A 21,615-nucleotide genomic window follows, 5' to 3' on the forward strand; every position below is an offset into this window, starting at 1 on the left:
TAACTCGATTCCGATGCTTCGTATGGTGGAACAACGAAATCTTCGACCGGTTCACTTACGGTTTTCGCGACTTTAGTCTGGTCGTGTTTAGATATTTTGTTTGAGGCTGTTTTTCTGGGAGCAGCCTTCTGCGCTTTTCGAGCGGGTGCCCAAGTCGCTGAACATGCCTGAACATATCGACCAGCGTGGGATCTGCCAGCTATCGTCGCGTTTAGCTCAGAGAGCTGGTTTTCAAGAGTTTTAACGTCCGACTGCAGTTTATCGGCTCGCGTCTTAAGGCGCGTGCACGATGTGGATTTGCCCGCACTGAAACAGCTTTGCTTTGATAGTTCAGTACGAGTCCGTGCAAGCTGAGCTTTGCTTTGTTCAAGTTTTGCTTTCGTCGATGCAACATTGCTCGACAATCGCGCTTTCTCTTTTGGAGAGCATTGCTGCACCGGTTGGGTGGTTGTACAGCCGGCTATCAATAATGCGGTCGTTAACACCATCGCTGGCGATGCCAGGCGAAAAAAACGTCTACAAGCAATCTTCATAGAACAAGCCCGTCCTGTTTGTTCGTACGTATCGATTGTTATGTATTGTATTTAAGAAAGCATAAACGCCAAGTACGATTATTCATACTTGGCGTTTATTATAAATTGATAATATATATTATAGCAAGTTCTTATTCTATTTTACTTCTTCAATTCTCCCGAGCGCTGAAGTGCTTCAACAACTGCCAGAGCGGTCATATTCACAACGCCACGCGATGTAACTGACGGCGTAAGGATGTGGGCAGGGCGCGCTGTGCCGAGCAGAATTGGCCCAACATGCAGTGCATCAGTCACCGTCTTGACCACGTTTAGCGTGATGTTTGCCGCGTCAAGGTTCGGGAAAACCAGAAGGTTTGCTTCGCCCTTGAGGCGCGAGTTCGGGAATACGCGATCCCGCAAAGCTTGCGAAAGCGCAGAGTCGCCATGCATTTCACCATCAGATTCAAGCTCTGGAGCTTTTTCTGCCAGCAACGCTGCGGCCCGACGCATCTTCTCTGCACTTGCGGATTCTTTCGATCCGAAGTTGGAATGTGAAACGAGTGCAGCCTTTGGTTCAATTCCGAAACGGCTGATTTCCTTGGCAGCCAGAATTGCCATTTCAGCGATTTCTTCGGCTTCCGGTTCTACGCTGACATAAGTGTCGGTGAGGAACAGTGCGCCGCGCTGCGAAATAAGCAGGCTGAGGGCAGAATAATCGCTGATACCTGGAAGCTTGCCGATAATCTGCTTCACGACGCGCATATGGCGCTCAAAGCGTCCTTCCAGACCACAGATCATGGCATCTGCTTCATCGCGCATCACAGCCAGCGCTGCAATTGCCGTCGAGTTGGTACGTACGATTGTACGTGCCGCCTCAGGAGTCACACCCTGACGGCCCGTATAGGACAGATAAAGGTCGACATAATCACGGTAACGTGGATCATCTTCCGGATTGATAAGATCGAAATCAGTGCCTGGACGAATCTTTAGACCGTAGCGCTGAAGGCGTGTTTCGATAACGTGTGGACGACCAACGAGGATTGGTGCAGCAATACGTTCTTCGATAACCACCTGAGCAGCACGCAATACACGTTCATCTTCACCGTCAGCATAGATCACGCGCATCGGCTTGCTCTGCGCGCGGGCTGCCGCGAAGACTGGCTTCATGATGAGGCCGGAACGGAAGACGAAGCGGTTCAGCCTGTCGGTATAAGCTTCCCAGTCTTCGATTGGACGCGTTGCAACGCCGCTTTCCATCGCAGCCTTGGCAACCGCAGGAGCGATACGCAGGATCAAACGCTGATCGAATGGCGACGGGATAATGTGATCTGGTCCGAAAGTCGGTGTATCACCAGAATAGGCCCGGGCAGCAACATCAGAAGGTTCTTCGCGAGCCAATGCCGCAATAGCACGAACCGCTGCGAGCTTCATTTCTTCATTGATTGCAGTCGCACCCACATCAAGTGCGCCACGGAAGATGTAAGGGAAGCAGAGGACGTTGTTGACCTGGTTCGGATAGTCTGAACGTCCGGTGCAGATCATAGCATCGGCGCGTGCTTCGCGCGCAGCTTCCGGCATGATTTCTGGATTTGGATTAGCCAGTGCCATGATCAATGGCTTTTCAGCCATCTGCTTGAGAAGCTCAGGCTTTAGAACACCAGCCGCCGACAAGCCGAGGAAAACGTCTGCGCCGCCGATAACATCGGCCAGCACGCGTGCGTCGGTCTTCTGTGCGTACACTTCCTTCCAGCGATCCATAAGCGTATTGCGGCCTTCATAGACCACGCCTTCAATATCGCAGACAAAGATGTTTTCGCGCTTGGCACCAAGATTAACCAGCAGGTTAAGACAGGCAAGTGCCGCAGCACCGGCGCCTGAAGTTACAATCTTGGCAGTGCCAATTTCTTTTCCAGCCAATTCCAATCCATTGAGCACTGCGGCAGCGACAATAATTGCCGTTCCGTGCTGATCGTCATGGAAGACCGGAATATTCATTTTGGCGCGCAGTTGCTCTTCAACTTCAAAGCATTCAGGTGCCTTGATGTCTTCGAGGTTGATACCGCCAAAGGTCGGTTCGAGCGCGGAAACAACATCAACGATACGGTTGATTTCATGTGCATCGACTTCAATGTCGAAAACATCGATATCCGCGAATTTCTTAAAGAGAACGGCCTTGCCTTCCATCACTGGCTTGGATGCAAGTGCGCCGATATTGCCAAGGCCAAGAACCGCGGTGCCGTTTGAAATAACTGCGACCAGATTGCCACGCGCCGTATATTCGGCAGCTGCAGCGGGATCTTCATGGATGGCGAGGCAGGGGGCGGCGACGCCTGGCGAATAAGCAAGCGCAAGGTCGCGCTGATTTCCGAGCGGCTTGGTGGCTTGAATTTCCAGCTTACCCGGCTTCGGGTAGCGGTGGAAGAACAGGGCCGCTTCGTCAAAATCCGAACGCGTGGAAGTGGAGGGGGTCTTTTTATTCGTCATTATCGCATCGCTTTCCGGTTCATGCGCGCAGCTGGGGGAGGAAACCGCGCAGGGACGCTTATTTGCGTCTTTTGAGCCATTATCGTTCTTATCTCAAACTATCAAATCACTATAGGCCCGATTTCGAGAAGCAGTTATTCCGCAGTTGAATGGTATTTCGAGTGAAACAGCTTCTTTTATGGCAACAGACATGCCACCAAGCCAATGTCGCAATCAACCGGATTTTGGTTGACGCGCGGAAATGTCCACCTGTTCCGCGCTTTTTTACCACTCAAATAATTGCGACCTTAATTTTACCGGGAATATCGCTTCGATTTTGAAAATTCGTATCCCTCATTATCTGGGATAATTTATATAAGAAATTACTTTAATAGCTAACTATATAGCACTGTTTCGTTTAATTTTTGGAGGCTTATACTTAGTAAAATTCAGTAAACAAACTAGGATATATGTGTCATGCGCAGTGGCCTTGAAAATATTGTCGTCACCGAAACCGTTTTGTCGGATGTCGATGGTCTTTCGGGAAAACTCATCATTCGTGGGCGATCGCTCGATAATCTTGTTCCTCATACCAGTTTTGAGGATTGTATTGAGCTTCTATGGGATGGCTTGTTTGATGACCTTCCCAAGGGAGAGGAACTTCAGCGTGCGCTCGGTGAGGCTCGTGCTCAGATTTTTCATCACACCGATGCAATAGACGATGTGTTGCTTGAACTGCCGCCGATAGAAGTCGTGCGTGCGCTGATGGCCAGAATCCCCGACGGAGATGACCTTACAGCCGCTCTTTATATGGTTGCAGCTCCGGCTGTTTTCACTCCTGCCATTATGCGTATGAAACGTGGACGACAGATGCTGTCTCCCGATCCTTCTCTTCCGCATAGCGTCGACTTTCTACGTATGATGAATGTCAGAATGCCGGAGGAAATTGATGTTCAGGCCCTCAATAGCTACCTCGTATCTGTTTCTGATCACGGTTTGAATGCATCGACCTTCGCTGCCCGTGTGGTTGCTTCGACACAGGCGGGGATGACGTCATCAATTCTGGCCGCAATCGGCGCTTTGAAAGGCCCACTTCACGGCGGAGCACCTGCTCCTGTGCTTGATATGTTGGACGCGATTGGAAATGCCAAGAATGCAGAAGTTTGGCTGGATAGGGCTGTTTCCAAAGGTGAGCGCATAATGGGTTTTGGTCATCGGATTTACCGCATTCGTGATCCCCGGGCCGATGTAATCAAAGCTGCGCTTCATCGCATTATAGAGAGCAAAAACGCTAACAAAGACAGGCTGCATTTGGCTGAAGCGGTGGAAACTGCAGCAATCGCTGTGCTGAATAAGCATAAGCCGGAACGAATGCTGTCAACCAATGTCGAATATTATACGGCTTTACTGCTTGAACAGCTTGATATCCCTCGCGCAGCTTTCACCTCCGTATTTGCCATGGGGCGAACATTGGGTTGGGTTGCACACTGCCGTGAACAAATAAAAGAGAACAAACTTATTCGTCCACAGTCGATCTATGTTGGTCCCAAAATTGATACAGTCACTTAGTTTTACTTCGACATATTTGATCTCAGCCCCTGAGATAAACATTCAGATATATTGAAAATTCTATTTGAGAGACGCGAAGTTATTGGCTTTGCGTCTCTTTTTTAACCGTCATATGTCTGTGACATGAATCGGGTTTTCTACGCTCAAATCCGGGTTGCCATCGGAAGGACAACCAAATGAGCGATGAACAGACTGAGTCAAAGAAATACCGCACTCTGTTTATTTCTGACGTGCATCTTGGCTCCAAAGCGGCTCAGGCCGAACTTTTGCTGGACTTCCTGCGTTGCCATGATGCTGAAACGATCTATCTGGTTGGTGATATCGTTGATGGCTGGCGTTTGCGACGCAACTGGCATTGGCCACAGGAACACAACGATGTTGTGCAGAAGCTTCTGCGCAAAAGCCGCAAGGGCGCGACAATCATTTATATTGCCGGCAACCACGATGAGTTCCTGCGCAATTTTCAGGGTACGCATTTTGGCGGCATCGAAGTGATGAACCGCGCTATTCATGAAGCGGCGGACGGACGTAAATTCCTCGTCATTCACGGCGATCAGTTCGACGTTGTGGTGCGCAATGCACGCTTTATCGCATATCTTGGTGACTGGGCTTACGATACGGCCATCTGGATCAACACGATCATGAGCCGCGTGCGTGCAATGTTTGGTCTGCGTTACTGGTCGTTTTCCGCTTGGGCTAAATTCCGCGTGAAGAAAGCGGTCAACTTCATCGGCAAGTTTGAAGACGTGGTTTCAGAAGAAGCACAACGCATCGGCGTCGATGGCGTTATCTGCGGTCACATCCATCATGCGACCATCGAGAAGATGAACGGCGTTGAATATATCAACACCGGCGATTGGGTAGAAAGCTGCACAGCGGTTGTCGAGCATTTCGATGGACGTATGGAGTTGCTGGAATGGACTGAGCGTCTGGGCCAGAAACCATCACTCCCTGCCGTGCAAGACGCAAATGCAGGCGGAAGAATAATCAGGCTTCCGAGAGCAGCCCGCAAAGCGGTGAATGGCAGCAGATGAAGAAACTGGTCATCGTAACAGACGCCTGGCATCCACAAGTAAATGGCGTTGTGAGAACGCTGGCAAAATGCTGTGAACTGATGACCGAACGTGGCTATGAGGTGATTGTCATCTCTCCACAGGATTACCGTTCGGTACCTTGTCCGACATATCCCGAAATTCGTCTGGCCATGACGACCCCATCGGCCTTCCGCCGACGGCTCGTGAAAATGCAGCCGGACTATGTGCATATCGCTACCGAAGGTCCGCTGGGCTTCATGGCGCGGCGTGCATGTCTTAAAATGGGTTGGAACTTTACGACAAGCTTTCACACCCGCTTTCCTGAATATCTTCAGGACAGGTTTCCAATTCCGCCAAAGTGGACTTACGCGTTCTTGCGCCGCTTTCATAATGCGGCGTCCCATACACTTGTTCCAACCCAATCAATCCTCGACGATTTGCATGGACGTGGTTTTACAGGGCTGGAGCTTTGGACCCGCGGTGTTGATCGCACGCTTTTTCATCCACGCGACGATGTTAAAAGGGACCTGCCGCAGCCGGTCTTTATCTGCGTCGGACGCGTCGCTACAGAAAAGAACCTGCCAGCATTTCTGGAGTTGAAACTGCCGGGAACGAAATTGATCGTCGGCGACGGTCCGGCACTCGACGATTTGAAAACCCGTTTTCCGGAAACCGTTTTCATTGGCAAGAAAGAGGGCAAGGACCTCGCGCGTGTCTATGCATCGGCGGATGTGTTTGTGTTTCCGAGCAGAACCGACACGTTTGGCCTCGTTCTGCTGGAAGCCATTTCGTCGGGCCTGCCTGTGGCGGCATTTCCCGTACCGGGATCATCCGATGTTGTGGGCGCAACAGGAGCGGGGGTTTTGTCCGAAGATTTGCATGAAGCATGCATTGCGGCACTTGAAATGCCAGCCTTTGATCCCGCTGAAGTGCTCAAGCCTTTCACATGGGAAGCCTGTGCGGACATCTTCGAAAACGTTCTGTCGTCAACGAAGAGTGTCGCACAACCTTTCAGCAGAACCGAGAATCAACCCCAGACAGTCGCCTCTGGCGGATAAACCAATGCCCCGTCATAGCGCAGTCCTGGATCACGGTCGTGTGCCAATAACAGCGGACCGTCCAGGTCAACGACATCGGCTTTCTGCGCAAGCAAAACGGCAGGCGCCATGCCAAGCGATGTACCAACCATACAGCCAACCATGATTTGCAGTCCGAGCGAAGTAGCCTTTTCGCGCATAATCAAACCTTCGGTCAGGCCACCAGCCTTATCGAGCTTGATATTCACGGCATCATAACGCTTGGCGAGATCTTCCAAACCGACAGACGTATGAACGCTTTCATCGGCGCATATAATCACCGGGCGTTCGATGCGGCTTAGAATATCATCTTTACCGGCGGGCAGGGGCTGTTCAATCAGAACCACGCCTGCTTTGGCTGCGGCAGCCATATTTTCTTCGATATTATCTTCAGTCCAGCCTTCATTTGCATCGATAATGATGCGGCTGTTTGGAGCCGCATCGGCAACTGCGTGAATACGCTCGATATCGTTGTCGCCGCCCATTTTCACTTTGATTAGAGGGTAATGCGCGACCTTCGCAGTCGATTCCGCCATTTCTTCGGGCGTTCCGAGCGACACTGTAATGGCGGTTTCCAGCGCCCGCGTCGGTGTGCCAAGTGTATCGGCGACACTCTTGCCAGAGAGTTTGGCTTCCAAATCCCACATTGCACAATCAACCGCATTGCGGGCTGCACCTGCTGGCATGAGCGTCTGAATATCCTGACGTGTGGCACCGCTTTCAATAGCTGAGCGCACGGCTTCAATTTGTTCGCTTACGCTCTCAATTGATTCGCTATAGCGTGCATATGGAACGCATTCGCCGCGCCCCAATAGGCCATTATGCCCGATCTCGCATACGATCACTGCGGCTTCAGTCTTCGAGCCGCGGGAGATTGTGAATTTCCCGGCGATGGGATAGCGTTCATGAATGATTTTCAAGCTATTGTGCATGGATATGCCCTTTAGGACGCAGTATTTCGGTCGTGCAACGACTCGTGTATGAGGTTAGGCCATGTTGACCGACACTGCCGACAAAGCAAGTACTGCTGCCAATGTCGCGCCAAAGATTGATTTGGCCGAGCACGATGGCGCGCGTCTTGTTAGCCTGAGTGGACGCTGGGTTTCCCAAAGCGTCAACTTCGTGGACAAGAAAATGCGTGAGCTTGAAAAAGTTGGCGGTTCGCAGGCAGTCATCATAGATGCGACTGACGTGGCAGGCCTCGACACTGCTGGTGCATGGCTCATAGAGCGTCTGCGTCAGAGGCTGAAGTCGCAAAATATCGATGTTCGTCTTGAGGGTGTTAAGCCCGCCTGGCTTCCGCTTATGGAAGAGGTCGGTAATGCCGTCGAGCGTACACTTGATGTGCCGCAAGTCAAAAAGCCATTCGTCATTATTCGTATGCTGGAATCGCTGGGCCGAGGCGTCGTCTCGATCTATGACGATTTCAAAATGGCCATGCATATTCTTGGCGCTACCATCCGTGGAGCGCAGCTGAAAGCTGGTCGCGGCAGTGGTATTCCTATCCCGGCCATTGTCACACAGATGGATCGTATGGGCGTTGGTGCCATTCCGATCATTATACTTATGTCGACGATTGTTGGTGCGATTATCGCACAGCAGGGTGCCTTTCAGCTCCGCTATTTCGGCGCTGAAATCTTTGTTGTCGATCTGGTCGGTATTCTTGTACTGCGCGAACTGGGTGTCTTGTTGACCGCCATCATGATCGCGGGCCGTTCAGGAAGTGCGATTACCGCTGAAATTGGTTCGATGAAAATGCGCGAGGAAACAGACGCACTTACGGTTATCGGTCTTAATCCGGTCGGTGTTTTGGTGTTTCCGCGTCTTGTGGCACTCGTCGTCGTTCTGCCGCTGTTGACTATCATCGCCGATCTTGCGGCTTTGATTGGTGCTGCAGGCGTTGCCTGGTTTTACTCAAATATTTCACCGGAAGCTTTTATCAGCCGTCTGCATGATGCAGTGGCGCTCAATACATATTTCGCTGGCCTCATTAAAGCGCCGTTTATGGCAATGATCATTGGCATTCTCGCCTCGGTTGAAGGCATGAAGGTCGGCGGCAGCGCAGAATCGCTTGGGCGTCGCGTTACTGCTTCTGTGGTCAAAGCGATCTTTGTCGTAATCGTAGTAGATGGCATGTTTGCCATGTTCTATGCCGCTATTGATTTTTAAAAGTGTGACGATCCGTTGTTTTTATGGGCTATTTCGGACACAGTCAGAGATAAATCAGACTTGAGATTCTCGCTTGCGGTTCAGTCTCAGAGCAAGCTCGGATAAAGAATAGGTATGGAGAGCAGTATCGATCAGCAGCCACAATCACACGACGAGGAAAGCAATCAGGCGCCCGTGCCGATCATATCGGTGCGTGATGTTACTGTTTCTTTCGGCGGTCGTGCGCCTGTTCTCGATAAGCTGTCGCTTGATATATACAAGGGCGAGGTGCTTGGCTTCATCGGACCGTCCGGTTCCGGTAAGTCGGTGCTTATGCGCACAATTCTCGGACTGAATAAAAAGCAGTCTGGAGATATCGAGATATTGGGCAAAAACATCGATCGTCTGGGCGACGTCGAGAAAATGGCCATCGATATGCGCATGGGTGTTCTGTTCCAGCATGGTGCGCTTTTCTCAGCGTTGAATGTACTGGAAAACATTCAGGTGCCGATGCGTGAATATCTCGATCTTTCACCAAAGCTTATGGATGAGCTTGCGCGTTTGAAGATCGATCTGGTGGGACTGAAACCGGATACAGCTGAGAAATTCCCGTCGGAGCTTTCAGGCGGCATGATCAAGCGCGCAGCTCTAGCCCGCGCACTGGCTCTTGATCCCGATATCGTCTTCCTTGATGAGCCGACTTCGGGTCTTGATCCAATCGGTGCAGCAGACTTTGACGAGCTGATTGCGAACCTTCGCGATACTATGGGGCTGACTGTCTATATGGTCACGCACGACCTCGACAGTCTGTTTGCGATTTGCGATCGCATTGCAGTTTTGGGCAACAAAAAAGTGTTGGTCAGCGGTTCCATTGAAGACATGCTGACTGTAGACGATCCATGGGTTAAATCCTATTTTCAAGGCAAGCGCGCGCGCCAGATTGACACTTCGGCGCCAAGCAGACGGCGGCCGGGTAGCCGCTTGCAGACTGGATAAGGTATGGAAACGAGAGCCAATTACGTACTGGTAGGAGTGTTCACGCTGATCGTCAGTCTACTGGCGTTCGGTTTCGTGTACTGGATCGCCCGCTTCGGTGAAGCGAGGGATTCGGTTGCTCTTGATGTGCGCATTCCGGGTTCGGTAACGGGCCTCAGCATCGGTAGTCAGGTGTTGTTTAACGGTATCAAGGTTGGTGATGTGCGCCGCCTGCATCTCGATGAGACCAATCCCGGCATGGTGATTGTGCAGACGCGCGTTAATGCTACAACGCCGATCACACGCTCAACTGCCGCTACGCTCGGTTTTCAGGGCCTCACAGGCCAGGCTTACATCGAATTGAAGGGCGGGCGTCTGGATGAACCCAATCTTCTGACCGAAGCTGCAAAGGAAGACACGGTTGCGCGTATTGACGCCGATCCGTCCTCAATCAACAATCTACTCGCCACTGCACAGGACATCTTTGCCCGTGCGAACAGTGTTTTGGGCGAACTGGAAGGCTTTGCAAAAGATGCGCGCGGCCCTCTGACTGACACGATCAAGAACACCAAGACTTTCACAGACGCGCTGGCGAAGAATGCCGATGTGATTGAAGAACTTGGTTCCAATACTGGCAACATCAATCAGATCATCACAGATGCAAAAGATATGATGGCCCGCTTGAATGCAGCATCCGTTCGCGTTGAAGGTATCATGGCCAAGGCTGATAAGCTTCTGTCTAGCGACGACAAGGATGGCGTTGTAGCGCAGGCAAAAGCCACGCTTGAATCAATCCGCCAGACCTCAACTAATCTCGACAAGCGTCTCGGACCGATTGCAGACAATCTGCAGCGTTTTTCAGGCCAAGGTCTGCGCGATGTTCAGTCGGTTGTGGTTGACAGCCGTCGTTCGATCCAGCGTATTGAACAGGCAATTACAGATCTCGAACGCAATCCGCAGCGTCTGATTTTCGGCGGACAAGGTAACGTACCGCAGTATAACGGGAGGGCGCGTCATTGATTTCCAGAATCGGTTCCGTTGATATGAAATCACGCCGGTCGCTCATCAAAGCTTCTGCTGTGTCTGCACTCGTTGTGGGCCTTCTCGCAGGCTGTGGAACGACAACGCCCCTCGATACTTTCAACCTTTCGGCACCGCAGCCCAATGTTTCTTCCCCTAGCCGGAAGAGCATTCAGTTGCTGATACCAACTCCTACGGCGTTGAAAGCCCTCGACAGCGAAAATATCGTTATCAGCTCTTCACCGGGCTCAATCGAATATCTGAAGGGCGCACAATGGGGCGACCGCCTGACGAATATCGTTCAGTCGCGAATTGTGCAGGCCTATGAAAATACGGGTGTCTTTGGTGGTGTAGGCCGTCCTGGCGACGGCTTGGCAATCAATTATCAGATACTCACCGATCTGCGCATGTTCGGCGTTCAGGTCTACGGTGGACAGCGTGTTGCAGTCGTAGAGCTTGCCGTGAAGCTGATGAATGACAAGAATGGTGAAGTACGCTCAACGCGCGTGTTCCGCTCATCCGTTCCGGTCAGTGGCGCGACAAACAGCGCCTATGTCAAAGCACTGGACGCTGCGTTTGATCGGACTGTAAGCGAGGTTGTGGGCTGGACGATATCGTCGCTTTAATCATTTCGGAGCGCATCTAAAGTCAAAGCATAATCCTATCGGGGTGAAACGAGGATCGATAAGATTATGCTTCAAATAAAAAGGCTTAGGGCGTCGATCTGATCCAATCAAATCGAAACGCACTCCAAAGCAGGTCGGATAATCTCCGGCCTGCTTTTTTCGTGCCAGCCTAAAGCATGTTGCAGCTAAATGGATTCATTTAGCTGCAACATGCGACAACTAACAGAATCTGGAGCGAGAGCCATGGGTGCGATTAAGCGCGACACGCTCTAGTGCTTGACGCGGAAACGTCGGAGCCGGATTTGTGTGTAATCAGTCCAATGAATTGATTATTCACCCCGGGTTTGCTTCACCTTGAACTCGTTTCACTCTACTGCTCTGTTTCGATAATTTGAGACATGCAGCTTCGATAATCCGTTTTCATTCCAAAACAAAAAACGCGGCCTGAGAGCCGCGTTTTTCTTTCATTCTATATGGTCCGCGATTAGCGCAGACGTCCGCTTGCGTGAGCGAGCATGGTGTAAACCTTGCCGGTATCCGACGTGAGATAGGTCTGAGTGACCATGTTATCGCGATCGTTGCGTGCAACGTCTTCAAGCAAGCGCTGGAAATCGTCCATGTAACGGTCTACGGCGCGGCGGAATTCACCATCGGTCTGATACTTGCGCTTGATATCATCAAAGGTCTGCTGACCCTTCAGCGTGTAAAGACGACGGGTGAAGACATTGCGTTCGCCACGGCGGTAGCGGTCCCAGAGTTCAACCGACGCTTCATGATCGATTGCACGCGCAATATCGACCGAAAGCGAGTTGAGCGATTCAACGACGTGGCTCGGTGAACGCGGAGCCTGTGTCGACTGCGGCTGGGATGGCGCTGCAGCTTCATCGTCACGGGAGGCGCGAGCCAGAAGGTCCGAAACCCAACCGCGTGGCTTTTCAGCCGATTGTGCAGGCTGAGCGGCCTTTGGTGCCTCTACAGGGCGGCTACGGACTGCAATATCAGCCTGTGGTGCCTGAGCCTGTGGGCGTGGCGCGACAGGAGCTTGAACTGGTGTCGGAGCTGGAGCAGCGCGCTGGGTCTGAACCGGACGGGAAACCGAGCGGTCTGCACGGCTTTCGCCAACATCGACCAGACGTCCCGACTTGTTGACGATTTCAGCAAGCTCCTTGAGAGCATTGATCTGCTCGCCAACCGCCTTGCGCATGGCACTCGTCGTTTCTTTTGCTTCTGCAGGCATGTCGAGAACGCCACGCTTGAGCTCGCCACGGGTTGTGTCGAGTTCGCTGCGAATTTCCGAAGCTGTGCGACGGATATCGTCGGTGGCAGCCGAGAACTTCTGCGAAGCCTGTTCCACGATCTCGGAAACGCTTTCGCGCATCTTTTCAGCAGAAACGCGAGTCTGTCCTTCAGCACGCTGGAAGGCAGATGCAACAACCGTTTCAAACGACTGCATCAGCTTCTCGATGCCTTCCGACTTTTCGACCAGACCGGAAGCCAGCTTGTCGAGCGCCAGGTGACGATCTTCAAGAGTACCTGCAAGGCCATTCTGAGCCGAGTTGATCATGTCCGAAGCAGACGAGAGAACCTTGCCGTGTTCTTCAAAGCGTTCCGCAATATCAGCGATCTGCGACAGGGTACCATCCGAAAGCGCACGCAGCGTTCCGATGTTGTTGTCGATGAGACCGGTCGAAGCCTGGAACATCTGTGCTGCGCGGTTTGCATTTTCAACGAAGCTGCTGGTTGTTTCAACGAGACGACCATCAATGTCTGTCAGGTTGCGGGCTGCAGCATCGATCAGCTTGCCGAGTTCACCGTTTGAAGCGGCGAGGCGGTCGATCAGTTCGCTGACATTGTCCGAGAGGCCAGACTTCGCCTGCTGGACAGCAGCAATTGTTTCAGCCGTACGGCTGGCCAATGCGTTGACCAGTGCTGCATTTTCCGAACGAAGACGGTCAGTTGCTGCATGGGTCGCTTCTTCAAGCTGCTGAGCAAGGCCGCGACCGCTATCTGCAAGACGCTGTACGAGCGGTTCAGCAGTATCGTTGAGGATCTGCGTGATTTCCTGCGAACGTGCAGCGAGGACAGCATTCAGCTCACGGGTACGTTCTTCAAGCGTAACGGCAGTCGTATCGGTAACTTGAGCGATACGGGCTTCAACCGAACCAAGTTCCATCGTGATGCGCGAACCAATGTCGCCGAGGCGCGTTGCAATGGCATCTGCGCGTTCAGCAAGGCGAGCTTCAGTGCCGGAAAGATTTTCCGTAACACTTGAAGAGAATGCTTCGCTATGACCGGCCAGTGTTTCACTGGTTTTGGTCGCAGTGTCTGCGATACGGGCTTCAATTGCTGAAAGCTCACCGGTGAGGCGGCTTTCAATGGCTTCGAGACCGCCGGCAATCGCGCTTGCACGTTCATTCAGGCGAGCTTCTGTGCCAGCCAGATTATCGGCAACGCTTGCGGCAAATGCTTCACTGTGACCAGCAAGCGTATCGCTTGTCTTGGTTGCGGTATCAGCAATGCTGCTTTCGATCTGCGACAGACGTTCTGCAATTGCATTTGCGCGTTCGCCGAGGCGTTCTTCAGTGCCGGAGAGGTTCGCAATGAGATCGGCACTGAAGCTCTGACCAAAGCCGTCGAGAGCCTGACCAGCTTTCGCTGCTTCAGCAGAAAGCGTGCTGGCTGCTTCCGTGATCTTCTCACGCAGCGAGCCTGCGACGACACCAGCACTCTGTTCGAGTGCGCGACGAACATTGTCGACGCCAATCGAAAGCGCCTTTTCCATGGTCTGTGTGCGTTCTTCGATAATGCCGGTCTGGCCTTCGAAAGCGCGGCTGATCGCATCGCTGCTGTTCTCAATCGCGTTGTGCAGATTGGTCGTGCGCTGCGAAAGGATATCGCCATGATCCTGAAGGGTCTGGCTGAGCGACGCAGTGCTTTCAGTCAGAGTTTCGCGGATTGCAGCGGTGCGGCCTTCAATCGTCTGTTCATGCCCATCAAGGATATGGACGAGGGCGCTGTTGTGATCGTTGAGAACCGAGCGCAGTCCACTCGTGCGTTCTTCGACGTGCTGAACGTGATCATTGAACGTTGCTTCAAAGGCAGAACGGCTTGCACCGATTGTTTCGCTAAGCGTCTGCGAGCGTTCGTCGAATACGCGTGCCAGCTCCTGCTGATTGTCAGCAATTAGAGACTGCAGCGAATTGACCCGTTCATCAAAAGTACGAGCGATCAGTTCACGATTTTCGTTGAAATTATCGCGCAATACGCTTGTACGTTCATCCATCAGCTGAGCAAGCATTGCCTGATTGCCAGCGATGACACCCTGCAGAGAGGCTGCACGCTCTTCGAGCGAACGCGAGTGATCTGCGAAGGTCGCATCGAGGCGCGAAGCGCTGTTTGCCATTTCTTCCTGAAGAACACTTGTTCTGTCAGCAAGAATAGCCGCGTGCCGCTCAGCAGCCGAATCCAGAGCCGAAGCGCTGTTGTTAATTGCGTTTTCGATATCGCTTGTGCGTGCGGCAAGCGTATCAGCATGGCCACGGATAACCGCTGAAACGCGTTCAGTTTCACCTTCAAGCGAAGACGCCAGAACATCGCGGCTTTCTGCAAGCTTGCCAGCAAAAGCCGAAGCTTTTTCGTTTAGAACGTTGCCAACGCTTTCGCTGATCGAAGTCAGATCATCGCTGATCTTGGTCTTCGTTTCATCGATCATTGCGCTCAGTGCATTGCGGCCACCAGAGAAGGTTTCTGCAATTTCACGAGTACGTGCAATGAGATTTTCGTTGATCTGACGCGAACGGGTTTCAAGAGCCGCGTTCAGCTTTTCAGTGCTGCTATCAAGTGCATGGGCGCGTGTTTCAAACTCGGACAGGAGCGAGCGGCCACGTTCGTTCAGCGTTGTGTCGAGCTGGGTCAGGCGTGCGTCGAACTCGCTGACCATCGACTGCGTGGCGCCGCCGAGCAGAGTTGCGATACCGGCTGTACGCTCATCAAGCGCCGAGCTTACGCGTTCCGAAATTTCACGCGACTGCTGATCGAGCGTCGCAATACGTGTATCCAGTTCGCTTGCAAAAGCTTCGCCGGAAGTCGTGATGCGTGTTGCAATATCGCCGGTACGCTTTTCAATGGCGTCAGCAATTGCGCCGCCGCTTTCGTTGATGCTGCCGATCAGACGTTCGCCAGAATCGCCGAGAAGCGAGCTGAGCTGCTGAGATGCAGATACAACATTATCGCGTATGATATTGGCAGCGCTCGACAATTCTTCCTTGAGCTGCTCATGAGCGCCAGTAATGGAAGAGCGAACGCGTTCGGCATGGCTGACAACAGCTTCACGCTCATTGCCCAGATCGCTGACAAGCGAGCGAATGCGCACTTCGTTGTCGCTATAAGCGCGTTCAAGCTGATTAACTTCGGATTGAACGAGTGTTTCAAGTTCGACAGCGCGTGCAAGTGTGCGCTCGATGCCTTCGTTCATCGCTGCAACTTCGCGGCGAACAGCCTGGCTCAGCGTGGAAACGCGGTCGCCTGCAGCGGCTTCAGGCTGCAAAAGCTTGAGCGCTGCTTCCGACATGCTGCGTGCTGCAACGTGCATTTCCTGCGCACGACGCACCAGATGCGCGAAGCCCCAGAACATGATGACGGGCAGCGCCACGCCAGCTGTTACGCCGAGACCGGCAGGGGATGTGAAGAAGTCTTTTGTTGCCTGAAGGCTGGAGAACACATCAGGGCTGATTGCCTTGCTGATCGCAACGCCGCCGGCGGCCCAAAGGACGCTCATGGCAGTCGTTGTCCAGAAAAGCTTGGACGAGCGTTCGGTAATGCGACGCGGTGCTGCAGCAACGGCTCTGCCATTGCGCGAATCGTCGTTGGCAGGCGTAAGAGCGGCGGCAGGCGTGGCGGCTACAACGGATGGCGCAGGAGAAACAGGAGCTGTTGCAGCTTTTGGTGCTGCGTCCTGAACTGGTGCCTTAGCTTTGTTGACTGGCTTCGATGCGTTGTTAGCGGCTTCCGGCGTGGCGGATGGAAGCACTGCACTGACGACTGGAGGCACAGGTGGCGCAGCAGGGCTCGCAATGACTGAAACGGTAGAAATCGTTTCCGCCTTCGCTGTTCCTTCGGTGGTAATGTTTACAGGAGAGACTTTCGCGGCTTCGACCACTTTCGTGTTCTGCTCTGCGACCAGTTCTTCGGCCGCACGCGAAATCTGCTCTTCAAGGTCATCGACGGAGAATTCTTCGTCAATTGCACTCAGGTCCATATCAATATCGAAATCGTCACCGAAATCGATGTCGAGTGCCTGTTCAAGTGCCTGTTCAACCTCGTGGTCGAGCTTTTGCGCCTTGGATTTAGAAGCCATAGCCTTGCCTACCTCGTACTCATTACTGCGACGGCCGGATCAACATAGAGCCGTTACAAAACTTACTCCGCCATTTTTCATCGTATCGGCTCAGGCTTGTTAAGGAAATAGGCGCCCGCGCCGGATGTCTAAAACTTTAAATACAAGGTTAACAAAAAAGGGTTCAGTTTAAAAAAATCCCGGTTTTCCGGCGTTTTCAAGTTAACGATCATTCTGTGGAAATCAAACCGAAACGACAAACCACTATAATGCATCTGCTACAAATCGTTAACAAAAATGCACGTTAAAAGAGAGCTGTTATTTTTATTCTACCAATAGTTTGATTCATGCGGCAAAAAAATAACGCTACACGGACTGATAATTCCAACTTGATGATAATGCCTATATCACCCATGCAGCAAGAGCTCTCGTCCAAATAGGTGATCTAGGGCAGGAACGTTGAAAAGGAACGGCATTTTGGCGCAGTTTTCAGTCCAAAGCGCCGCAATGGTTGAACTTGAACCGATTACACCGTATCTGCCTCAGCAAGATATTCAAGAAGCCTGTTGTTTCCTTCAAGGAAGTCGGAACAAAAGCTATCAATAGCGCCGTGTAAGGTGCGCAGGAACTGACAATGACAAAAATTATCTTCGTGTCCGCTGACGGCGCTTCGCGAACTGAAGTCGAAGCCGATAATGGATCGAGCGTGATGGAAGCAGCCATTCGCAACGGCATTCCCGGTATTGATGCTGAATGCGGCGGTGCCTGCGCCTGCGCCACATGCCATGTCTATGTGGATGAAGACTGGACTGAAACTGTTGGCGGTCCAGATGCGATGGAAGAAGACATGCTGGATTTCGCTTATGAAGTGCAGCCAAACTCACGTCTTTCGTGCCAGATCCGTGTAAGCGATGAGATCGACGGTTTGGTCGTAAAAGTGCCTGAGCGCCAGAACTAAAATAAAAGGAAAGAGCGGCGAGACATTAGGGAGCGCAGATGGAAGTCGAACGTCATTCAGACATCGCTATCATCGGCACCGGGCCTGTCGCTCTTTTTTCAGTTTTTCAGCTGGGCCTGTTTGGCCTTACGTGCCGTTTGTTTGATTCAGCGAGCCGAGCAGGCGGTCAGTGTACTGCGCTTTATGCTGATAAGCCCATTTTCGATGTTCCAGCTTTTGCAAAGATTATGGGGGAAGAGCTTATTGAGCGGCTATTGACCCAAATAGCGCCTTACAAGCCTGCCTTCGAATTCGATCAGCTTGTGACCGGCGTTTCAGCTAGTGAAAACGGTATTCAGCTCAAAACGGCCACCGGAACAATATTCAGTTCAAAATGCCTGGTGATTGCTTCGGGCCTTGGGGCATTTACCTCAGAAGGCCAGATCGTTCGCCCCGATCCGCTTGCCACATTGGACTTGCAGCGTTTCGGCAATTCAATTGTCGTGAATACTGAAACGTTTCGCACATCACAGCCAAAAATCTATGCGATTGGCGATGTTTGCCACTACCCCGGAAAACTGAAACTCATTCTTTCAGGTTTCCACGAGGCTGCCCTGATGACACAAGCCATCAGGAAAAATTTGCAACAAGCTAAATAGACCCCGGCGTTACTGGGTCATTTTCTCAAGTCGATAAGTCAGAAGACGCTCAAAGCGTCGTTCAAAATTAATCGTCTCAACACGATCAAAACGCTCCTGCGCTTTATCATGCGCTGCCATAAGCCGTTCCGTCACCTTATCAATGTCTGAACGCAAGGTAGCGCAGTCTGTTCGGCTCCGCAATGAGCGTATCTGACGTTCCATTTCACTCGCATGGCTGCGTGCGATAACGATATGGCTTTCCTCGTGACGACGAATATCCTGATACAAAGTATCCCAGATCAATGCGAGTTCAGGGCCAGCCTTGCGGCGCTGTTTCCAGCGCGGCAGCATGACCTTTGCATGAACATTCACATAAACGCCCTGAACCTTGCAGGCGCGATCACCTGTAGCACGCCCATAGCGTACCTTGGCATCGAAGCGGATTTCTGCAGCGCCAGGATGATGCTGACCGGTCTTCTTGAGAAACGGGCCACTGCGCGACAGTGCCTTGTCGAGATCTGCAGCTGTCTTCCCGTTGACATTATAATAGCTGAACGTCCGGAAAATGGAGGCAGCTTCTGCCTGTGGAGCAACAACAGCGAGGGCTAAGCCCAAAGCCAGAACTCGTTTTTTAAAGGACATGTTCTGGCACCTCTTCATAAAACCAGAAAGAAACTCGTACATTCACTGATGTGCAACATGGCATGCAATCGTCAAGAGAACTATAACGACCATCAATAAACGCCATATCGCCCGTTTGGCTGCATAAAGTCCGACAGAAAAGACAATTGGAATATTCTTCAATGATAAAACAATGGCAACTTGCCCACGGTCGTAACCTCCAATTGGGCGCAAAATCTGTCATCATGGGCATTTTAAACGTCACACCGGATTCATTTTCCGATGGTGGACATCACAATGACCTGGATGATGCATTGATTGTTGCGAAAACCATGCTGGACGATGGCGCAACGATTATCGACGTCGGAGGGGAATCGACTCGCCCCGGTGCTGCTTTAGTTGACGCCGAAACAGAAGCCGCACGCGTTGTTCCAGTCATACGTGCGCTTGCAAAAGAGTTTGGCTGCATAATCTCGATCGATACCTATCGCGCATCAACAGCTAGGCTTGCGGTAGAGGCGGGCGCCCATATCGTCAATGATGTATGGGGGCTTCAGCGAGAACCGGAAATCGCTCAGGTTGCGAAAGATACCGGTGCCGGACTGGTCATCATGCATACGAGCCGCGATAGAAATACCAACCCCGATGTGATTGCTGATCAGTTCGCCTTTCTCGATGTATCTTTGGAAATTGCGAGCAGGGCAGGTATTGATGCTGGCAGTATCGTGCTTGATCCGGGCTTTGGCTTTGGCAAAAACAAGGATGAAGACATCGCTTTGATGGCACGCATGGAAGAATTGCAGCGTTTCAGCTATCCTCTATTGGTGGGAACGTCGCGCAAACGTTTCATTGGTGCCATCACAGAACAGGCTGATCCATTGATGCGGGATATCGGAACGGCTGCGACGTCGGTTGCAATGCGATTGGCAGGAGCCGACATCTTCCGTGTTCACAATGTCGCTTTTAATAGGGACGCACTTGCAGTTGCCGATGCTATCCTGCAAAGCAGATTAAAGAATTAATAGGAAACAGAGCCGTGTACACCATCCGCATCATGAACTGCGCATTTTTCGCGCATCACGGCGTCTTTGACGAAGAACATAAACTTGGTCAGCGTTTCTACGTTGATGCGATCCTGGATGTCGATCCGGGTGACTCGCTTGAAAATGACGACATTGAAGGCACGGTCCACTACGGCATCGCCTTCACTGTCATTCAGGACATCATCACAGGCAGCCAGCGCTATCTCATTGAAACATTGGCACTTGATGTCGGCAAGGCACTGACTGCGCGTTTCCCGCAGATCAAACGTGCTGAAATCACCATTCGCAAGCCTAACGCACCAGTTCCAGGCGTGCTTGATCATGTTGAAGTAACGGTGGTTTATCCACGCTGATGAGCATTGCTTTGCCTTATCGCGCCTGGCTTGGGCTTGGCGGCAATATCGATGATCCTGTCGCTTCGATGGCCAAGGCGCTGAAACTCCTTGATGCGCGCACCGATACGAAAGTTATCGCGGTTTCTCAGGTCTATCGCACACCGCCATGGGGAAAGACCGATCAGGCCTGGTTTCACAATGCCTGTGCGCAGATCGAAACCGCACTTGCGCCGCTTCAGCTCATCGATACCTGTCTTGATGTAGAGCGTTCACTCAAACGCGTTCGACTGGAGCGATGGGGGCCGCGCATCATCGATATTGATATTCTCGCGATGCAGGATGAAGCAGGCGAGGCGATTATCACGAACGAACCTACACTGGAGCTTCCACACCCGCGCATTCAGGAGCGCGCATTTGTGCTCGTGCCGCTCAATGATATTGCGCCGTCACTTCAGATTGCGGGTAAAACTGTTTCGGATTGGGAAAAGGCCTGTGCCACTTCTGAAATAGAAAAAGCCCGCACTGATACGGGCTGGTGGCTGGATTAGATTGTAACCGCTCTAATTCCTATTTTTACACAGAGCCGCTTAATTTTTGGCGATGCTGCCAACAGCGATATTATCTATACGCTTGAGGCTCATACCGATTACCGGAACAAGTTCCTTCTCTACGCGGACCGAAACAGTCACATTCATGGTGTTCTTGTCGGCAACGCGAGCAAGCATCGCGCCATTGAGCTCTTTACGGTTAAGACCGAGAACCACCTTGTTGCCGGTTACGGAGCCAGAGGTAACGTTGAGGCCTTTACCTTCAGCGCCGTCATTAAACTTGCCCGAATAGTTGGAGCCGACGCGCGTCACGGTTGCCTTCATAGGCTGCGAGAAAACACCAACGCGGCAAGAACCATCAAGCGTCATGCCAACTGCATTGTCAGGAGTAGTGCCTGCGAGCGTGCAGACAAATTTTGTGCCCTTGTATTTTCCGGCAACAATTTCGCCCGGACCGGACCATTGGCCTTCAATCGTCTGAAAAAACTGTTCATCCTTGTCTGCAGCCAGAGCTGGCGCAGCAAAAAGCGATGCGGGCAGTAGCGTAAGGCATGCAGCGATGTAGTTTTTCATATTCAGCTCTGTCCCGGAATCTCGACCGCTAGGCACCATTCCAATAGATGATCTACAAACACTCCGCAACCGAACGTCAGGGTGTTTTGTTGGCGCAAGGATCACAGATTCGAGCACCTGATAGTGAAGCTTATAATCGTTTCGAATGGTTAACGCTTC

17 protein-coding genes are annotated in these 21,615 nt (G+C 52.0%); 12 read left to right on the forward strand and 5 right to left on the reverse strand.

From position 1 onward, the window contains the following. Positions 1–674 precede the first annotated feature (674 nt). Entirely contained in the window at positions 675–2,996 is a 2,322-nt protein-coding gene (locus KMS41_04800) for an NADP-dependent malic enzyme (protein ID QWK78553.1), read from the reverse strand. 456 nt (positions 2,997–3,452) lie between these two features. Here KMS41_04800 and KMS41_04805 point away from each other — a divergent pair, with 456 nt between their 5' ends. From KMS41_04805 to KMS41_04815, 3 genes are all read left to right on the forward strand, one after another. Next, the gene (locus tag KMS41_04805) at positions 3,453–4,544 is read left to right on the forward strand and encodes a citrate synthase/methylcitrate synthase (GenBank protein QWK78554.1); all 1,092 of its coding nucleotides are present in this window, start codon (positions 3,453–3,455) and stop codon (positions 4,542–4,544) included. 176 nt (positions 4,545–4,720) lie between these two features. Continuing rightward, entirely contained in the window at positions 4,721–5,578 is an 858-nt protein-coding gene (locus KMS41_04810; GenBank protein ID QWK78555.1) for a UDP-2,3-diacylglucosamine diphosphatase, read from the forward strand. Beyond that, entirely contained in the window at positions 5,575–6,636 is a 1,062-nt protein-coding gene (locus KMS41_04815; GenBank protein ID QWK78556.1) for a glycosyltransferase family 1 protein, read from the forward strand. The genes KMS41_04810 and KMS41_04815 overlap by 4 nt, the downstream gene beginning before the upstream one ends. Here KMS41_04815 and KMS41_04820 read toward each other — a convergent pair. Next, entirely contained in the window at positions 6,606–7,586 is a 981-nt protein-coding gene (locus tag KMS41_04820; protein ID QWK78557.1) for a dipeptide epimerase, read from the reverse strand. The two genes, KMS41_04815 and KMS41_04820, sit on opposite strands and share 31 nt — an antisense overlap. A 61-nt stretch (positions 7,587–7,647) precedes the next feature. Here KMS41_04820 and KMS41_04825 point away from each other — a divergent pair, with 61 nt between their 5' ends. From KMS41_04825 to KMS41_04840, 4 genes are all read left to right on the forward strand, one after another. After that, positions 7,648–8,823 (forward strand): ABC transporter permease, encoded by a 1,176-nt coding sequence (locus KMS41_04825; protein ID QWK78558.1) that lies wholly within the window; start codon positions 7,648–7,650, stop codon positions 8,821–8,823. A gap of 114 nt (positions 8,824–8,937) precedes the next feature. After that, positions 8,938–9,798 (forward strand): ABC transporter ATP-binding protein, encoded by an 861-nt coding sequence (locus KMS41_04830; GenBank protein ID QWK78559.1) that lies wholly within the window; start codon positions 8,938–8,940, stop codon positions 9,796–9,798. Positions 9,799–9,801: 3 nt separating this feature from the next. After that, positions 9,802–10,797, forward strand: coding sequence for an MCE family protein (locus tag KMS41_04835; GenBank protein ID QWK78560.1), 996 nt, complete (start codon positions 9,802–9,804; stop codon positions 10,795–10,797). Then, entirely contained in the window at positions 10,794–11,423 is a 630-nt protein-coding gene (locus tag KMS41_04840; protein ID QWK78561.1) for a membrane integrity-associated transporter subunit PqiC, read from the forward strand. Before KMS41_04835 ends, KMS41_04840 begins: the two co-directional genes overlap by 4 nt. 484 nt (positions 11,424–11,907) lie before the next feature. Here KMS41_04840 and KMS41_04845 read toward each other — a convergent pair whose 3' ends face one another. After that, on the reverse strand, positions 11,908–16,779 hold the full coding sequence (locus KMS41_04845) for a kinesin (protein ID QWK78562.1): 4,872 nt from the start codon (positions 16,777–16,779) through the stop codon (positions 11,908–11,910). Between the two features lie 613 nt (positions 16,780–17,392). On the opposite strand from KMS41_04845, the gene KMS41_04850 reads away from it, so the two are divergent. Both KMS41_04850 and KMS41_04855 read left to right on the forward strand, forming a co-directional pair. Beyond that, positions 17,393–17,716 carry a (2Fe-2S)-binding protein gene (locus KMS41_04850; protein QWK78563.1) on the forward strand — a complete coding sequence of 108 codons (324 nt, stop codon included), beginning with the start codon at positions 17,393–17,395 and terminating at the stop codon, positions 17,714–17,716. 38 nt (positions 17,717–17,754) lie between these two features. Beyond that, positions 17,755–18,354: an FAD-dependent oxidoreductase gene (locus tag KMS41_04855; GenBank protein ID QWK78564.1), complete on the forward strand. Its 600-nt coding sequence runs from the start codon at positions 17,755–17,757 to the stop codon at positions 18,352–18,354. 9 nt (positions 18,355–18,363) lie between these two features. Here the strand turns inward: KMS41_04855 and KMS41_04860 are convergent, their stop codons facing one another. Continuing rightward, positions 18,364–18,978 (reverse strand): DUF922 domain-containing protein, encoded by a 615-nt coding sequence (locus tag KMS41_04860; protein QWK78565.1) that lies wholly within the window; start codon positions 18,976–18,978, stop codon positions 18,364–18,366. Between the two features lie 161 nt (positions 18,979–19,139). Here KMS41_04860 and folP point away from each other — a divergent pair, with 161 nt between their 5' ends. Genes folP through folK form a run of 3 tightly spaced genes read left to right on the forward strand, consistent with a single transcriptional unit; the run spans position 19,140 to position 20,883 of the window. Continuing rightward, entirely contained in the window at positions 19,140–19,979 is an 840-nt protein-coding gene (gene folP, locus KMS41_04865) for a dihydropteroate synthase (protein ID QWK78566.1), read from the forward strand. 14 nt (positions 19,980–19,993) lie between these two features. After that, on the forward strand, positions 19,994–20,353 hold the full coding sequence (gene folB, locus KMS41_04870; GenBank protein ID QWK78567.1) for a dihydroneopterin aldolase: 360 nt from the start codon (positions 19,994–19,996) through the stop codon (positions 20,351–20,353). Continuing rightward, on the forward strand, positions 20,353–20,883 hold the full coding sequence (gene folK, locus KMS41_04875) for a 2-amino-4-hydroxy-6-hydroxymethyldihydropteridine diphosphokinase (protein ID QWK78568.1): 531 nt from the start codon (positions 20,353–20,355) through the stop codon (positions 20,881–20,883). Before folB ends, folK begins: the two co-directional genes overlap by 1 nt. 39 nt (positions 20,884–20,922) lie before the next feature. On the opposite strand, the gene KMS41_04880 is transcribed toward folK, so the two are convergent. After that, positions 20,923–21,456 carry a hypothetical protein gene (locus tag KMS41_04880; GenBank protein QWK78569.1) on the reverse strand — a complete coding sequence of 178 codons (534 nt, stop codon included), beginning with the start codon at positions 21,454–21,456 and terminating at the stop codon, positions 20,923–20,925. Positions 21,457–21,615 lie beyond the last annotated feature (159 nt).

The organism is Ochrobactrum sp. BTU1 (genome assembly GCA_018798825.1).
Lineage (GTDB): Bacteria > Pseudomonadota > Alphaproteobacteria > Rhizobiales > Rhizobiaceae > Brucella.

Excerpts from the sequence above, each read along its gene's own strand:
- KMS41_04800 (QWK78553.1), bottom strand. The coding sequence starts at position 2,996 with ATGACGAATAAAAAGACCCCCTCCACTTCCACGCGTTCGGATTTTGAC.
- KMS41_04805 (QWK78554.1), top strand. The coding sequence starts at position 3,453 with ATGCGCAGTGGCCTTGAAAATATTGTCGTCACCGAAACCGTTTTGTCG.
- KMS41_04810 (QWK78555.1), top strand. The coding sequence starts at position 4,721 with ATGAGCGATGAACAGACTGAGTCAAAGAAATACCGCACTCTGTTTATT.
- KMS41_04815 (QWK78556.1), top strand. The coding sequence starts at position 5,575 with ATGAAGAAACTGGTCATCGTAACAGACGCCTGGCATCCACAAGTAAAT.
- KMS41_04820 (QWK78557.1), bottom strand. The coding sequence starts at position 7,586 with ATGCACAATAGCTTGAAAATCATTCATGAACGCTATCCCATCGCCGGG.
- KMS41_04825 (QWK78558.1), top strand. The coding sequence starts at position 7,648 with ATGTTGACCGACACTGCCGACAAAGCAAGTACTGCTGCCAATGTCGCG.
- KMS41_04830 (QWK78559.1), top strand. The coding sequence starts at position 8,938 with ATGGAGAGCAGTATCGATCAGCAGCCACAATCACACGACGAGGAAAGC.
- KMS41_04835 (QWK78560.1), top strand. The coding sequence starts at position 9,802 with ATGGAAACGAGAGCCAATTACGTACTGGTAGGAGTGTTCACGCTGATC.
- KMS41_04845 (QWK78562.1), bottom strand. The coding sequence starts at position 16,779 with ATGGCTTCTAAATCCAAGGCGCAAAAGCTCGACCACGAGGTTGAACAG.
- KMS41_04850 (QWK78563.1), top strand. The coding sequence starts at position 17,393 with ATGACAAAAATTATCTTCGTGTCCGCTGACGGCGCTTCGCGAACTGAA.
- KMS41_04855 (QWK78564.1), top strand. The coding sequence starts at position 17,755 with ATGGAAGTCGAACGTCATTCAGACATCGCTATCATCGGCACCGGGCCT.
- KMS41_04860 (QWK78565.1), bottom strand. The coding sequence starts at position 18,978 with ATGTCCTTTAAAAAACGAGTTCTGGCTTTGGGCTTAGCCCTCGCTGTT.
- folP (QWK78566.1), top strand. The coding sequence starts at position 19,140 with ATGATAAAACAATGGCAACTTGCCCACGGTCGTAACCTCCAATTGGGC.
- folK (QWK78568.1), top strand. The coding sequence starts at position 20,353 with ATGAGCATTGCTTTGCCTTATCGCGCCTGGCTTGGGCTTGGCGGCAAT.
- KMS41_04880 (QWK78569.1), bottom strand. The coding sequence starts at position 21,456 with ATGAAAAACTACATCGCTGCATGCCTTACGCTACTGCCCGCATCGCTT.